Here is a 15,351-nt window from a genome sequence, read left to right on the forward strand (position 1 = left end):
ATATAGATATGCCGATAAGATTGACAGGTGTAGTGCTTCTCTTTTTATTATCACTATCACTGCATGCACAAACGGATTCGCTTAACGCCATGCAGGAATACCGCCTCCGCCGGGGCTTACCCAACTTCTTTGCGAAATTGAAATCCGGCGGTCCGCTTACCATTGCCTATTTTGGCGGCAGCATTACCGCCGCCTCCGGCGGCTGGCGCGATCAATCGGTGAAATGGTTTCAGCAACAATACCCGCAGGCACAAATAAAACAGATCAACGCCGGTGTAGGCGGAACCGGCTCCGACCTCGGCGTTTTCCGGCTACGCCGCGATGTGCTGGCACAGCAACCGGATCTTGTGTTTGTGGAATTTGCGGTAAATGATGGCGGCCCGTATGTACACCAAACAATGGAAGGTATTGTGCGGCAGATATGGAAAGCCAATCCGTCGACAGACATTTGCTTTGTATACACTATGTCGGGGAATATGCTGCCGGTGCTGCAACAGGGACAGCTATGGCCCACCATGCTCGCCATGGAACATATTGCACAGCACTACGGCATTCCTTCCGTACAACTTGGGATGCAGGCATTAGCACTGTTGAAAGAAGGCAAACTGGTGTTCCAGGGGAAACCGGATCAGTACCCGGACAAACTCGTTTTTTCCGGAGACAACGTCCATCCCAACACTACAACAGGTCACCGCCTGTACACTGAAGCGCTGGTGCGCGCCATGCAGCAGCTGAGAACCAACGACCATCCGCTGAAACACACGCTTATTGCTCCCTATACCAAAGATAACTGGGAAGATGCACAGCTGGTGGCTGTGAAAGACCTGCCCCGGACCGGGCAGTGGTCTGATCTTTCCAACAGTAACGACACCGTGGCGGTTCAATTCCGCCAACGCTTTCCATTGCTTGTTAAATCGACATACCCCGGGTCATCACTGCAGATAAATTTCAACGGGCGCCTGGCAGGTTTGTACGACCTGGTGGGCCCCGGATGCGGTGAATATGAGGTAACGATAGACGGACAAGCCGCCAAACAGTATCCCCGCTTCGACCGTCACGCCGTGTACTATCGCACGCATTACTTTTTCCTGCCGCTGCTCGAAGCAGGACCGCACACCATCAACCTGGAAGTATCCGGTAAAAAGTTAGATAAAATGGCCATCCTGAAAACAGGTGATAACCAGCCCGGCGACCTGGAAAAATATAATGAAAATGCCTGTTACGCAGGCTGGCTGCTGCTATTGGGCAGTATCACCAACCAGCAGCAATAATGAAGCGCTCCGGCATCCGGAAATAAAAAATAAATGAGGGAAACTTAACAAAGAGATATTAACTTTAAGTACACGTTATAGAGATTTTTACCACGTTAATAAGTATCTCTTCATGGATAATAACGACGACGGGCTTTTATTGCATCAACTCCGGCAGGGTGATATAAAAGCGTATGAACAATTATTTAAGAAATACTACAAATCACTGAATGTTGACGCTTACTACCTGTTAAAGGATGAAACAGAAGCGGAAGATCAGGTACAATCCCTTTTCATCGAAATATGGGATAAACAACTGTATCTTAACATTACCTACTCCGTAAAGTCGTACCTCCACACTGCTATCCGTAATAAATGCCTCAGTTTTATTGAGAAGGGAAAAAATGAGCATAAGAGATTTCATGCGTATGCCAATACACTGGAAGATAAGATCAATGAAAATATTGTAGAGAATAAAGAGACTGCACAACAGATGGACCTTCTCCTCAATGAGCTTCCTAACCAGCGCTTACGGGCTTTCAGCCTGGTTTACCTGGAAGATAAAAAGTATAAAGAAGCGGCAGAAGAAATGGGTATCACCATTAACTCTGTTAAAACGCATCTTAAGCTGGCACTAAAAATCTTACAAAAAAAGTTTGCGGGCTACAAATAACGATCACCCGTTTTTGCGCAAAAATCGTCTTTAAGTTACAGATGGAAGTAAACAGAGAACATATAAGAGCATTACTTTTTGAAAAAGTAACCGGGTCTATCAGCGAAGAAGACGACCGGCTGGTGACCGCTGCCATTGAAAATGATGCGGCGGTAGCCGATATGTGGAATAACATCCGGGAGGAACTGGACAATGATAAAAGCCGGCGCTTCATGGCCGGTATCGATGAAACCCGGGGCTGGAACAACATACAACCTCAACTGCAGCCGCACTCCAACATATTCCTGCTACGGAAATGGCGTGTAGCCGCAGCCGTTATATTGCTTATTATAGCTGCTGGCGGGGCCTGGTATTTTTCCGGTAGAAATATTTCTTCCGGGCCACCAACTTTGCCACTCGCTAAAAACACGCTGCTGCTCCGCTTGTCGGACGGGAAAGATATCCCGTTGTCTGCTTCCGCCGGCAACACCATTACGGCGGGTGCTATGAAACTGGTTACCAGCGGCAACCGTCTTACTTATACTGCGCCGGAAAATGCAGCAGATGAATGGGCCACGCTAATGGTACCGGGAAAACTGGATTATAAAATAGTTTTGAAAGACGGAACAGAAGTCTGGTTAAACTCACAGTCCAGCCTCCGCTTTCCCTATGCTTTCAAGAGCGGTAACCGGGAGGTATACCTGTCTGGCGAAGCCTATTTTAAAGTAGCAAAAAATGAGCAGCAACCTTTTATTGTGCATGCCGGTGAAACAAGGGTGGAAGTCTTGGGTACCTCTTTCAACATCCATGCCTATGAGCCTGCAAAGGTTACCACGTCTCTTGTTGATGGGGCGGTAGTCAGCAGCAGCGAAGATATCAAAGTAAAATTATCTCCCGGTTATCAGTCGGTATATGAAGACGGAAAATTTGTTACCACCTCTTTTGATACCTACAATACCCTGTCGTGGATGGACGGCACCACCCACTTCCGTGATGAAAAACTAAGCAGTATTGCCGTGATCATCTCGCGCTGGTTTGAGGTGCCTGTTATATTCGACAATCCGGCACTGGCCAACGAAACGCTGTCCGGCGCTATCGACAAGCGTAAGCCATTGGATGTGTTTCTCACTAATATCGCTATTTCCTCTGGTGTTCAGTACTATTACAAGGGTAACGTGCTGCACCTGAAATAATTCATTTTTACCGTTCACCCATATCCGTAGAATTTAAGTCCTAAAGATGCGTTGTATATGCAGCACTTAAGTTTTACTATTTTGAACAACCGTATCATTGCTTCTTTTACCGCCCTCCTGGTCACCCTTGCAGGACATGCGCAGGACACGCTTCGACTGAGCGGTTCCTGGAAGGTACAGCCCGCACAATCGCAGAATATTGCTCCCGATAGCAGCAAATGGGGCACTGTTGCCGCCACCGACTGGAGAAGGATCACCTCCGGTAAAAACAGCGCCTGGGCCGACACGCCGCGGGATAAGGTAAACAGTTTGTGGTATGAGCAGCAGGTAAACATCCCGGCTGACTGGCAGCCCAAAAATGTGATCGCCGACTTCCGGCGGATAGAGGGCGACGCTGTTGTATTTGTTGGCCAGCAGCGTGTAGGAGAAGTGCTCCGGCCCGGTGGTGAAGTAAACCTGGGTCCATTCCTGCATTACGGACAACCCAACACGCTCCGTGTTTTTGTTACCAGGGATTATAACGGCATCTCCCGGGGCTTTACAGAAGATCCGCTTCGTTATGTGTCGAGGCACGGTGCGGGAAACATCATTCCCATGGCGGATTGGCCAATGGGCATCACGGCGCCTGTTACAATTATTGCCAGGGCACAGCAGGCCATCACCGATGTATTCTGTATTACTTCTTTCAGGAATAAAATGCTGACGCTTGAAGTAGAGGTGGATGCCAAAAATGTAAGCGGCGCCTACGACTTGGAGGCGGAGATCATTGATCAGCATAGTAAACGGGCACTTACTCTTTCCAATAAAACAATGCAGCTGGCAAATGGGAAACACGTATACCGTATAACGGCTTCATGGCAAAACCCGGTGTGCTGGGAACTGGATAGTCCTTACCTCTACAAGGCAAAAGTGGCATTGATGCAGGGCGGTAAAACGCTTTGCCGTTACCCGGAAGTGACCTTCGGTTTCAGGGAAATATGGACTGCCGGCAACCAGCTGTTTATGAACGGTCACCTCTCTCGCTGGCGGGTTACAGATGTGTATGGCGCCAATCAATATGGTTTGTCGCTTTACCGGCTGATTGGCTACAACGTTGGCCAGTTCCAGCCGCATCATAAACTGTGGTGGCTGAACGATGCAGAAACGCCGCTTCTCCATGAAGACATGCTCGATGAAATGGACCGTACGGGCATGGGCTGTACCGTGCCAGGCCCTTCTGTTTCCGTGCTGCGTGATAAACTGCTGCATGATCCGGAGTTGCAGAACGACTATCAAAAAGAAGCCGCCTATTTTACCCGTCATTACCGCAATCATCCCAGTATTCTCGCCTGGGTGATAGCTATGAACAGCGCCAATCCAAAATCAAATATTGATCCGGCCAGGATGGGGAAACGCGATTCCGTTTATTCCACGCAAGGCAAGGTGATAGACCTGGCGTCCAGCATCGTGAAAAAGGAAGATCCCACGCGGCTGGTGTTTGCGCATGCCGATGGCAGCGTAGGCGACATGTCGTCCGCCAACGTGTACCTGAATTTTGTACCCCTGCAGGAAAGGGAAGAATGGCCGATGGCCTGGGCCAGGGAAGGTAATATGCCTTATTCCGCCGTTGAATTCGGACCTCCTTACTGGAATAACTTCTGGAAGGGAAAGCAGTTCCTGCTCACGGAATATTTATCCATGTACCTCGGTGATGCCGCCTATGCCACTGAGGGAAAAAAAGGGCTGCGGCAAACGATAGAAAAAAGCAATGCTGCCAGCAGCGCTACCTGGGAACAAATGGACTTTCAACAGTATCCCGGTTTCTGGCGCTTCCAGGAATTATTTACGCGCAACACCAACCGTGCATGGCGCACGTGGGGCGTTAACGGAGGCTGGTTGTACTGGCTGCTGGAAGGCTATGGCAACCCCAACGGGGAAAAACTGAAAAGCTTCACACAACGTTACAAATCACTCACCGCTCCACTTACCGGCAAACCTTTGTGGGCCAACCCACGCTTCGATATTTTCAAACAGGCCAATCAACCATTGCTGGTTTACCTCGCCGGTTCGCCAGTGCATACCGATAAAACGCATACCTTCTTTAGCGGAGAAACTTTCGAAAAAACGGTGGCCGTGGTATGGGATGGTCCTCATAAAATAGCGCCGGAAGCAAAATGGATACTTAAACAAGGCGATAAAGTGTTTCAGCAGGGATCTGTATCATTGACAGTAAATGGCGGCGAAATAAAGCAGTTTCCGCTTTTGCTGAAAGCGCCGGCCGTAACTGTCCGGGCGGACATGCAACTGGTGCTTGCCGTTGCCGGGGTGCCTAACGATACGTTTGCCCTCACTGTTTTCCCGCGGCCCGCACCTGCTGTGGTGAAAGCACCGGTGTTGCTTTATGATCCTGCGGGGAAATCGGCAGCTTCACTGAAGCAATTGGGCATACAATATTCTGCATGGGAGAAAGGTCGCCGTATCTCCTCTGATGCCATACTGGTGATAGGCCGCGAGGCCCTGCAGCCGGGGGACACGCTGCCGTATAATGAAAAAGATATTGCGCGCGGTTTGCGTGTGATTATACTGGAACAGTCACCTGCCGTATGGGAAGGTATGGGTTTTGAAACGATAGAAACCATGCCGCGTTATACTTTTATCCGTGACCGGAAAAGTGCGCTCCTGGCGGGATTGCAGCCGGCAGATATGATCAACTGGCGGGGCAGTCCCGACCTCTTACCCGAAGGCAGGCAGGCAAAAAGCTACGACACGCAGCATGCGCCAAAGTGGACCAATCGCCATGCGGTTGCTTCCGTAGTACTGAAAACCCCTGAAGTGGCGGGCTTCACGCCTATCCTGCAAACTGAATTTGATATGGCGTACACGCCGTTGCTGGAATGGCGGTATGGCAAAGGCAAAGTAACTTTTTGTTCACTCGATCTTACCGGCCGCGTTGGCACTGATCCCGCAGCCACACTGCTGGCAAAAAACCTGTTTACGTCGCAGGCGCCGTCGCTTCCCGGTTTACGCGAGGTATATTATAGCGGCGACAGCACCGGCAGGAAACTGCTCACCGATGCGGGCATCGCCCTGCGGGAAGGCCCCGGCGCCGGCAATGCCATATGGGTATTTGGTGCAGGCAAAACGACCATACCGCCACAGGTCAAGGCATTTGTTGCCGCCGGTGGCATTGCATTTTATCTTCCACAGCAGCCATCATTTTTATCACAGCAGGGATTAAATACGATCGCTAAAACTATCGTACATGCACAGCCTGGAAAAGCCGGGCAGCTATTCAGAGCCATCGGCCCTAACCTGTTACGGTGGCGGGATACCATACAGGTAACCGCGTTTACTTCATCCTCATTATGTGACGGGCTTCTTTCAGTAATAAACACCGGTAAGGGTAAAAGCATCTATCTGCAAATAACCCCGGATCAACTGGCGCAACGTTATGCAAATGCTCCTGAGAAACAGGAAGCCGTCCGGTTAAGTGTGATCCGCATGCATCAGTTGACAGCACAATTGCTCACCAATATTGGCGCTGCTCCTTCCCCTGCAACTGCCCGCAGGCTCTGTAAGGTAAACCGCCCGCTTTCTTTCCAAACACTCAGCTCCTGGAAAGTGCTGGGACCTTATACTGCCAATACATCCAGCGGCGTGAAGATATTGGCGACTACTCTTCCGGGGCAGCAGGATGCTATTGCCGGCGCGGAGAATCCGAACCTTACTTATAAAACAGCAGAGGGCAAAGTGCTGGATTGGCGGCAAACGGTGAATGCCGGTCAGCATGGCTTTGTAGACCTCAGTAAAGTCTTCGGCGGCAAAGACGATAATGCGGTAGCGTATGTAACCAAAAGTATGAACAGTCCAGTGGCACAAAAAGCCATTCTTCGTATGGGCGTGGACTACTGGATGGAAGTATGGCTGAATGGCAAATCCATCCTGCGTGTAGACGCTAACCACCAGAAAAGGGAAAACGAATTTATCCTCCCGGTTTCTCTTTCCGCAGGTGAAAATATTCTCACTATCAAAGTTGCCTCCGGCAAAGGCGGGTTTGGTTTCTGGGCCAATATGGCGTATCCGGAAGCCGGCGAGGCGCAAACCAATGCAACGGAAGGAGACAGTTTTTACCCGGTAGGATATCGTTTCTTTGATCCTTACCAGTTTGTGTACTGGTAGCATCTTTTTTGCCGGTATAACGTTCAGCGTTAACCCTGCTTCCGGTTTAAGAAACAAAAAGCCTCCAGGTCCTATAACCTGGAGGCTTTTTAAATGATCTCAATGCACTACTTAGCTTACCATTGGCAAATACTTCTTCCGGTTTTCAATGATTACCCAGATATTAATTGCCAGCATCACAAGTGCGATAGGCAGCCCTGAAGGAGCATATAAGATATTTGTTAAAACAATTCCTACCATTACCGGGAGAATAACTATTGCGCCAAGTGCCCTGGTTTTATTAGGAATGAAAAGCGCACCGCCTATCACTTCAGCTGCTCCAACAAGCGGCATTAACCAGCTTATCTGCATAAAGGCGCCCATTAACTTCATCATGCTCTCAGGCATGTCTTTGGGTACCGGCATGTAGTTAAAGAATTTGTTCAGTCCCGCGTTAATAAACATAAGTCCGAAAAGAAGACTTACGACAAATAGGATTTTGTTTTTCATAGTTTTTATTTTCCGTAAATATACATTTCATTTTTATCTGCTGTATATCCGCAATATGAGTTGTGGAGAAATTCTATTTTTTTAATGATGGCAACAGTTCGTCCAATCCTTCCATAGCCATTCCCAGACCTTCTTTGAAGCCCATTTGGATGGTTGCTTCCAGTTGAGCAAGATCGGCATAAGAGATGTGCAATTGCACCAGTGTTACGGCTCCTTTGTCAACAAAGGTGACGTTCCATTCCGATTGCGGCATCTCTTTATTGATATTTCCTGCTGCATCTGCAAAAGCATCAAGCCCCGTAAATTTTTTCTGGACCTGGATGTTTTTGTAGGTGGCTAATGCCCAATGTTCCTCGCCTTCCGGGCCCACCATGGCATAATGCCAATGTCCGCCTTCTCTGAAGTCCATTGTTTTTGTTCTGGCTTTCCATGGTTTTGGCGCCCACCAGAGGTCAAGGATTTCACTTTTCGTATAAGCGTCCCAAACCAAAGGAAGTTCCGCGGCAAATTCCCGTTTAACGGTGATGGTGTTGTTCTCCTTGTTTACAGAAAAATCAAATGATAAGTTCTTACTCATTTCTTTTTGTTTTTTTATAGTTAACAATACTTGGTCTAGTTCATTAAATCTCCCCTCCCATAATTCCCTGAATTGCCCGAGCCATTTGTCAATTTCCTGCATTTTATTACCATTTAGCTGGTAGAAAATTTCCCGGCCGGATTGTTCCTGTTTCACCAGTTCACATTCCGTCAGGATGCGCAGGTGTTTCGAAACCGCCTGCCGGCTTATTTCAAAATGTTCAGCTATGGCGTTGGGTGTCAATGCCTGAACCGCAATAAGCAATATAATGGCCCGTCTGGTCGGGTCGGCAATAGCCTGAAAAACATCTCTTCTCATTTCTCCGTAATTTATTCATGCAACCGATCAGTTGCAAATATAAGCAACTAATCGGTTGCGCAAAATATTTGGGAAACTTTTTTTGGCGAGAAAAGAGAACAGGTATCAGATAAAAAAGTAAATACCACTTCCAATAAATTGATTATCAGCAGATTTAATCTATATAATGCAAATTTCATCGAATAAAAAAAGCCGGTCTGACGACCAGCTTAGTACTGCAATTGGGAACCGACCCACCATATTTTACTTGCTTTTTAACCTTCAATCATTCTTTTCAGAATTCCCAGCGTACCATTCCAATAGAAATTCAAATGCTGGTATATAGTCTTCGTGGGGAAATTAGTGAGTGTCAGCGACAACAAAGTATGCCCATCCTCCGGCGCCAGTGCAAACCGGATAACTGTATAATTCTCCCGGCTATCGGGCAACCGGGACAATGAACTTAAAAAGTCATAACTGACTGCATGTCCTGGTGAATATTCCAGCACTGTTCCTTTGTTCTCAAACCTTGCATGATGAAAGCCGCTGACGACTAATGGCGATCCTACTTCCCAGGTAGTGGCAACACTGAGATTCAGCTCTGCACCTCCCATCCATTGTGTCATTCGTCTAACATCTGTAATTGTTTTCCATACCTCCGCAACAGGAGCATTGATTATTACTTTTCTGTCTATCATTTTTTCCATTCTTTGAACTTTATTATTCCGTGGCCCAAAGTATTTTTCTCAGCAAGGACTGATTTTTCATCCTATGAATTTAGCTAAACTTTAAACGCAGCTATTAAAAAATTGTGAGGGTATAGAAAATTTAATAGCTTTAAGTTTATCAACAATTATCCCTGATGATGGAAGATGAATGCTCTGAAGAATCCAGCAGCCGGAAGGAAACGTTCCGGGGAACTATACAATTCTTAAAAAAGAAGGCAAACGAGAAAGGTGCCATAGTAACCCACTCCCAGATCGCTGACCGGTTAAATTTGTCTGTAGAGCAGTTTAATGCTTACTATGTGAGTGATGAAGCGCCCGAAGAACTGTTTCCATTACTTCGCTCACAATACCCGGATTTTATCGGCAACGTAACTGTCGAGATCATAAGCTTCACCACCATCCATTACCCTCCGGATCCGCCAACCCCTGATGTAGCATAAGGCCATTGATCAGAACGCGTGATAACGCATTCCTCCATCAACAGTGGCAACAGCACCAGTAACATACCCTGCACGGGGCGACACCAGGAAAACAGCCATGTTGGCCATGTCCTGTGGTGTGCCAAAATCACCCAGCGGGATTTCGCGCTCAGCAAATTTCCGGCGTTCCTCGCCCGGAAAGTAGGGCCGTATATTTTCTGTATCTATTAAGCCTGGCTGCAGGCAGTTAACCCGGATGCCATATTTTCCCAGTTGCCCTGAAAGTTGTTTGGACCATGCTACCACCGCAGCTTTGGCTATCGCCGACACATTGATGGTGCGTAATTCATACGTGCTGATCAGGTTCAGGATGGCCCCCTGCTTGCGTGCTATAAAATGGGGCAACAGCTGTTGCGTTAATTGCCGCTGGCGGTCGAAGTCCAGTGTCATTGACTCCACCCACGGCTCCTCCGGCCCAACAACATCCACCGGCCGGCTACGGCCCGCATTGTTAATAAGAATATCCACGTGCCCCAAAATGGACAACGCCGCGGCGGCAATCTTTTGCGGCCCGTCCGGCGCAACCAGGTCCTGGCTAAAAATAACCGGCTCCATGCCACCTGCCCCTGCCACTTCCGCTTTAAAGCTATCCAGTAACGCTTCGTTTCTTCCAACGGCCAGGACCTTCACTCCTTCAATAGCCAGTTCTTTTGCAATTGCCCGGCCAATTCCCTGGCTGGCGCCCGTTACTACTGCGGTTTTCCCGCTTAAATACAGATCCATATTTTTAGATTAATCTTTGTAAAACTCATTTTCATACCCAAAGACAAAGGCTGAAAATTTCTTTGTAAAAGTAGCGGGTAGCATCTAAATTTACAGGCTATACAACCAATTGTACGGTACTAACAAACGTGTAAGTAATGGCAACCAGAAAGAAAAACTCAACTTATAGCCGCAATGAAAACATCATTGTGGAATGTGATCTTACCTATGCTGTGAATAAAATCGGCGGCAGGTGGAAAATTCTTATCCTGGATAAATTAGCGGAGAAAAAAATGCGGTTCAGTGAATTGAAACACGAGTTCTACTACATTACAGAACGCATGTTAACCCTGCAGTTACGGGCAATGGAACAGGACGGGCTGGTTAAACGAACTGTATACGCGGAAGTGCCTCCACGGGTGGAATATGAACTCACTGAAATGGCATTGGAGTTCGGTCCTATCTTTAAACAGCTAAGTGCCTGGGGAGGCAAACACCGGGATTTAACGAAGAAAGAAATTGTGTAATTAACTGGACCCCTATTACCATCGACCAATTCACAACCGCCATATGCGCCCGCAATTTTAAAACGCTGATTGATAAAAATGAGATCAAAAGTAAATATGAAGTATATGTTATCGTAATGGGTATTACCGTTGCCAAAACAGGCCTTGACTACTATGAGATAACTCCTGATAAATCTTTTACAAGTGACCTGGGCATCGATTAAGATGCCGCCCACCAACGGCTTCCCGGCGCTTCGGTAAATATATTTATATAATTATCATATTTGATAAAAACACCTCAAACGAAAAATAACAGTTTCTTCACAAGCTAAACCCCATGATTTTTTCGTTTGCTCTCAAAGTTTTATTACTTTTGGCCCCCAAATGAGAGTAGCTATATTTTTCGCATATCTGTGTTTCCTCCTGCTCCGGGGGGAAGGCTATGCTTTTACAGCTACCCATCATAACGATATTTCCAACTCTTTCGCCAGGAATGTTGAACACAAACACCGGATTAAATTTACCGACACCAACCAGGATAATTCTGTTGTCAGCAATTTAGATACTGAAGAAGAATGCCTGATAAGTGATGACATTGAAGAGGAAGATGCGAATAATTTTCTGGCCAGAAAATATAAACTGCTGGCCAGGTATTACCTGACCCTCCCCGACCTCGACGTTTTAAGTTATCTCCATAAATGCTTTAAAGCCCCCGCACCTTATCTGGGGCATCTTTCCAATAGATACATTACGCAAAGCGTTTTAAGAATCTGATCAATAGTATACATCAGTTACCGGAGGTGTGATTATTCATGCCTGGCGGATGTATATTAATTTTACTCCTCCGGGCTCCTGCTCCGGCGACTGATCCTTTTGCGTCCATAGGCATCCCTGCCTTACAAGCATCCCATCGCTTAATATCCATTTAATATTATGAGTAGAATTGTCATGTTTACGGGCTTGTTTGTCATGTTATGCCATACAAGCTGTAAATCAAAAAAAGAAGTAAAAGAAGAGGCGGGCAAGTTTACCGTTACCAGCCCGGTAAGAATCGACACTTCATTTACCAACGAATATGTTTCGCAGATAAAATCTGTCAGGAACATCGAGATCAGGGTCCAGGAACGGGGGTATCTCCAGAACATCTATGTAGATGAGGGCCAGTTTGTAAAAGCAGGTCAGCTGCTGTTCAGAATCATGCCGAAAGTTTATGAGGCGGAACTCCAGAAAGCAGAGGCAGAAGCCAAAGCAGCAGAGATAGAACTGCAGAATACCAAAACCCTGGTCGACAAAAATGTGGTGTCAAAAAATGAGCAGGCCATGGCGCAGGCCAAACTTGACCAGGCAAAGGCCGAAATGGCACTGGCGAAACTCCACCTCTCGTTCACAGAAATCAGGGCGCCGTTCGACGGCACCATTGACCGTATTCCATTCAAGCTGGGAAGTGTTATCGATGAAGGTGGTCTGCTGACCAGCCTTTCAGACAACAGCCAGATGTTCGCCTATTTCAATGTATCTGAGCCGGAATACCTCGACTATGCCACCAATGCAAAAGGCCGCGGAAGCAACAAAGTAAGCCTGCTCCTGGCCAATAACCAGCCCCTCCAATATAAAGGAGATGTGGAAACCATTGAAAGCGAGTTTAACAATGAAACCGGAAATATTGCCTTCAGGGCAAGATTCCCAAATCCTGACAAGCTTTTAAGGAATGGAGAAACAGGCAAAGTGCTCATGACCATTCCGCTTAAAAATGCATTGGTCATACCGCAAAAGGCAACTTACGAAATCCAGGATAAATTATATGTTTTTGTGGTTGACAAAAACAACATGGTAAAATCCAGGAACATTGCCATCCGTGGGCAGATGCCCGACATGTACGTAGTTGAAAACGGCATTTCAGAAACTGATAAGATACTGCTCGAAGGTGTTCAGAAAGTAAAAGATGATGATAAGATCACCTATGAATACCGGAAACCCGAGGAAGTTATTTCCCATCTGCGATTAAAAGCGGAATAGTTCAATCTAATAGTGTAGATCAATGCTTAATAAGTTTATACAGCGACCGGTTCTGTCCATAGTAATATCGCTCATTATCGTTTTCCTCGGCGCTTTAGCCATATCTCAGCTACCGGTAACCCAGTTCCCTTCCATATCGCCGCCAAAGGTGAATGTAACCGCGGAATACCCGGGAGCGAACGGTGAATTGATGATCAAATCAGTGATCATTCCGCTGGAAAGGGCCATCAACGGCGTTCCGGGAATGAAATACATTGCCTCCGATGCGGGTAATGATGGAGAGGCTTCTATCCAGGTAGTATTCAACCTGGGTACCGATCCAAACCAGGCATCGTTGAATGTTCAAAACCGCGTGGCATCCGTAGTGAACAAACTGCCGCCACTGGTCGTACGTGAAGGTGTAAAGATCACCCGTGAGGAATCCAACATGCTCATGTACATCAACCTTTACAGTGATGATCCGCAAACGGACCAGAAATTCCTTTTCAATTTCGCTGATATCAACATCTTACCGGAATTAAAAAGAGTAGATGGTGTTGGCTTCGCTGACATTCTCGGTAACCGGGAATATGCCATGAGGATCTGGCTGAAACCAGACCGCATGCTGGCTTACAAAATTTCCGCCGACGAAGTAATGAAGGCGCTGGGTGAACAAAGCCTGGAAGCATCTCCGGGTAAAACCGGCGAAAGCTCCGGGAAAAGATCCCAGACCTTTGAATATGTGCTGAAATACCCCGGAAGGTTTACGAATAAGGAAGGATATGAAAATGTAATCCTCCGGTCCAGCCCGAACGGCGAAATACTGCGGCTGAAAGACGTAGCCGACGTGGAGTTTGGCAGCTCTATGTACGATATCTACTCCAACCTGAACGGCAAACCTTCGGCCGCCATTGTGCTCAAGCAATCGTACGGAAGTAATGCCAGCCAGGTGATCAGGGATGTAAAGGCCAAAATGGCGGAGATCAAAGCCAATTCGTTTCCCAAAGGAATGGATTATGAAATCAGCTATGATGTATCCAAATTCCTCGACGCCTCCATTGAAAAGGTAATCCATACTCTGCTGGAGGCCTTTGTGCTGGTAGGTTTGGTGGTATTCCTGTTTCTGGGTGACTGGCGCTCGACCCTCATTCCTGCTATGGCCGTACCGGTGTCGCTCATCGGAACATTTGTATTCATGCAGTTTTTGGGTATCACGCTCAACCTCATCACGCTGTTTGCGCTGGTGCTGGCCATCGGCGTGGTAGTAGATGATGCGATCGTGGTAATTGAAGCGGTGCATGCAAAAATGGAAGAAGAACACCTCTCACCGCTGAAGGCCACCAAAAAAGCCATGCATGAAATCGCCGGCGCTATCGTGGCTATCACGTTTCTGATGGCAGCAGTGTTTATCCCGGTTGCATTCATGTCGGGCCCGGTAGGTATCTTCTACCGGCAGTTTTCCATCACCATGGCCACCGCCATTATCCTGTCGGGGGTGGTAGCGCTTACGCTTACACCAGCGCTTTGCGCCATGATCCTGAAGAATACACATGGAGAAGCCAAAAAGAAAAATGCGCTCAGCAAATTCCTGGACGGCTTTAATAATTCATTCAACCGCACCTCCGGAAAGTATCAGAAAATACTGGGTGTCATCGTTAACAGGCGGGCGCTCACCTTTGGTATACTGGTGGCTTTCTGTGCCGGAATATGGATCATGAATAAAACGGTTCCTTCGGGCTTTATTCCCAACGAAGATCAGGGAATGTTCTATGCCATCATACAAACGCCACCCGGATCATCCCTGGAAAGAACCAACCAGATAGCTGAAAAGCTGCAGAAAATTGCTGAAGGCGTGGAAGGTGTACAATCCGTTTCTTCCCTCGCAGGTTATGAAATTCTTACCGAAGGAACGGGTTCCAATTCGGGCACTTGCCTCATTAACCTGAAGAGCTGGGAAGACAGGAAACATTCTGTCCAGGAAATCATCAGTGAACTGGAAGAAAAATCCAAAGACATCACCGGCGCTACTATCGAATTTTTCCAGCCGCCTGCTGTGCCGGGCTACGGAGCCGCCGGTGGCTTCGAATTACGTTTGCTGGATAAAGCCGGATCAGGTGATTATAAGAAGATGGAAACAGTGAGCCGCGACTTTGTGAAAGAACTGGGCAAACGCCCGGAACTATCGTCTGTATTCAGCTTCTACAGCGCCAGCTTCCCGCAGTATATGCTGAGAATTGATAATGATATCGCGCAGCAAAAAGGCGTCAGCATCGACAATGCCATGAATACGCTGTCCACCCTGGTGGGGGAGTAACTACGAAATCA

At 47.4% G+C, this 15,351-nt stretch carries 13 protein-coding genes and 1 pseudogene; 9 read left to right on the forward strand and 5 right to left on the reverse strand.

The genetic code is table 11. The annotated features are described in order from the left end of the window. Window positions 1-8: 8 nt before the first annotated feature. The 4 genes from QFZ51_RS20430 (at window position 9) to QFZ51_RS20445 (ending at window position 7,253) form a co-directional block, all read left to right on the forward strand. Window positions 9-1,271 (forward strand): SGNH/GDSL hydrolase family protein, encoded by a 1,263-nt coding sequence (locus QFZ51_RS20430; RefSeq protein WP_429048408.1) that lies wholly within the window; start codon window positions 9-11, stop codon window positions 1,269-1,271. A gap of 112 nt (window positions 1,272-1,383) precedes the next feature. Then, window positions 1,384-1,923: a sigma-70 family RNA polymerase sigma factor gene (locus QFZ51_RS20435; protein WP_370910692.1), complete on the forward strand. Its 540-nt coding sequence runs from the start codon at window positions 1,384-1,386 to the stop codon at window positions 1,921-1,923. A gap of 41 nt (window positions 1,924-1,964) precedes the next feature. Then, window positions 1,965-3,095: a FecR family protein gene (locus QFZ51_RS20440; RefSeq protein WP_429048410.1), complete on the forward strand. Its 1,131-nt coding sequence runs from the start codon at window positions 1,965-1,967 to the stop codon at window positions 3,093-3,095. A gap of 57 nt (window positions 3,096-3,152) precedes the next feature. Beyond that, on the forward strand, window positions 3,153-7,253 hold the full coding sequence (locus tag QFZ51_RS20445) for a glycoside hydrolase family 2 TIM barrel-domain containing protein (RefSeq protein ID WP_429048412.1): 4,101 nt from the start codon (window positions 3,153-3,155) through the stop codon (window positions 7,251-7,253). A gap of 111 nt (window positions 7,254-7,364) precedes the next feature. Here QFZ51_RS20445 and QFZ51_RS20450 read toward each other — a convergent pair whose 3' ends face one another. The 4 genes and pseudogenes from QFZ51_RS20450 to QFZ51_RS20465 all read right to left on the reverse strand — a co-directional run bounded on the left by QFZ51_RS20450 (window position 7,365) and on the right by QFZ51_RS20465 (window position 9,323). After that, entirely contained in the window at window positions 7,365-7,742 is a 378-nt protein-coding gene (locus tag QFZ51_RS20450; RefSeq protein WP_370910689.1) for a DoxX family membrane protein, read from the reverse strand. 73 nt (window positions 7,743-7,815) lie between these two features. Continuing rightward, complete coding sequence (locus tag QFZ51_RS20455) at window positions 7,816-8,319, reverse strand: SRPBCC family protein (RefSeq protein ID WP_370910688.1); 504 nt, start codon at window positions 8,317-8,319, stop codon at window positions 7,816-7,818. Beyond that, a pseudogene (locus tag QFZ51_RS20460) lies at window positions 8,320-8,637 on the reverse strand (ArsR/SmtB family transcription factor); the annotation flags it as partial. It lies immediately after the preceding gene. A gap of 254 nt (window positions 8,638-8,891) precedes the next feature. Then, window positions 8,892-9,323 (reverse strand): SRPBCC family protein, encoded by a 432-nt coding sequence (locus tag QFZ51_RS20465; RefSeq protein ID WP_429048413.1) that lies wholly within the window; start codon window positions 9,321-9,323, stop codon window positions 8,892-8,894. Window positions 9,324-9,478: 155 nt separating this feature from the next. On the opposite strand from QFZ51_RS20465, the gene QFZ51_RS20470 reads away from it, so the two are divergent. Then, window positions 9,479-9,784 carry a hypothetical protein gene (locus QFZ51_RS20470; RefSeq protein WP_429048415.1) on the forward strand — a complete coding sequence of 102 codons (306 nt, stop codon included), beginning with the start codon at window positions 9,479-9,481 and terminating at the stop codon, window positions 9,782-9,784. Window positions 9,785-9,793: 9 nt separating this feature from the next. On the opposite strand, the gene QFZ51_RS20475 is transcribed toward QFZ51_RS20470, so the two are convergent. After that, window positions 9,794-10,546 (reverse strand): SDR family NAD(P)-dependent oxidoreductase, encoded by a 753-nt coding sequence (locus tag QFZ51_RS20475; protein ID WP_429048417.1) that lies wholly within the window; start codon window positions 10,544-10,546, stop codon window positions 9,794-9,796. 137 nt (window positions 10,547-10,683) lie between these two features. Here QFZ51_RS20475 and QFZ51_RS20480 point away from each other — a divergent pair, with 137 nt between their 5' ends. From QFZ51_RS20480 to QFZ51_RS20495, 4 genes are all read left to right on the forward strand, one after another. Continuing rightward, on the forward strand, window positions 10,684-11,052 hold the full coding sequence (locus tag QFZ51_RS20480; protein WP_429048419.1) for a winged helix-turn-helix transcriptional regulator: 369 nt from the start codon (window positions 10,684-10,686) through the stop codon (window positions 11,050-11,052). A gap of 363 nt (window positions 11,053-11,415) precedes the next feature. Then, window positions 11,416-11,805, forward strand: a complete 390-nt coding sequence (locus QFZ51_RS20485; RefSeq protein WP_429048421.1) for a hypothetical protein — start codon at window positions 11,416-11,418, stop codon at window positions 11,803-11,805. A 159-nt stretch (window positions 11,806-11,964) separates the two neighbouring features. Continuing rightward, window positions 11,965-13,047: an efflux RND transporter periplasmic adaptor subunit gene (locus QFZ51_RS20490; RefSeq protein WP_429048423.1), complete on the forward strand. Its 1,083-nt coding sequence runs from the start codon at window positions 11,965-11,967 to the stop codon at window positions 13,045-13,047. A 22-nt stretch (window positions 13,048-13,069) separates the two neighbouring features. Continuing rightward, complete coding sequence (locus QFZ51_RS20495) at window positions 13,070-15,340, forward strand: efflux RND transporter permease subunit (protein ID WP_429048424.1); 2,271 nt, start codon at window positions 13,070-13,072, stop codon at window positions 15,338-15,340. The last annotated feature ends 11 nt before the right edge of the window (window positions 15,341-15,351 follow it).

This window comes from Chitinophaga sp. W3I9, assembly GCF_050434025.1.
In the GTDB taxonomy this organism is placed as follows: domain Bacteria; phylum Bacteroidota; class Bacteroidia; order Chitinophagales; family Chitinophagaceae; genus Chitinophaga.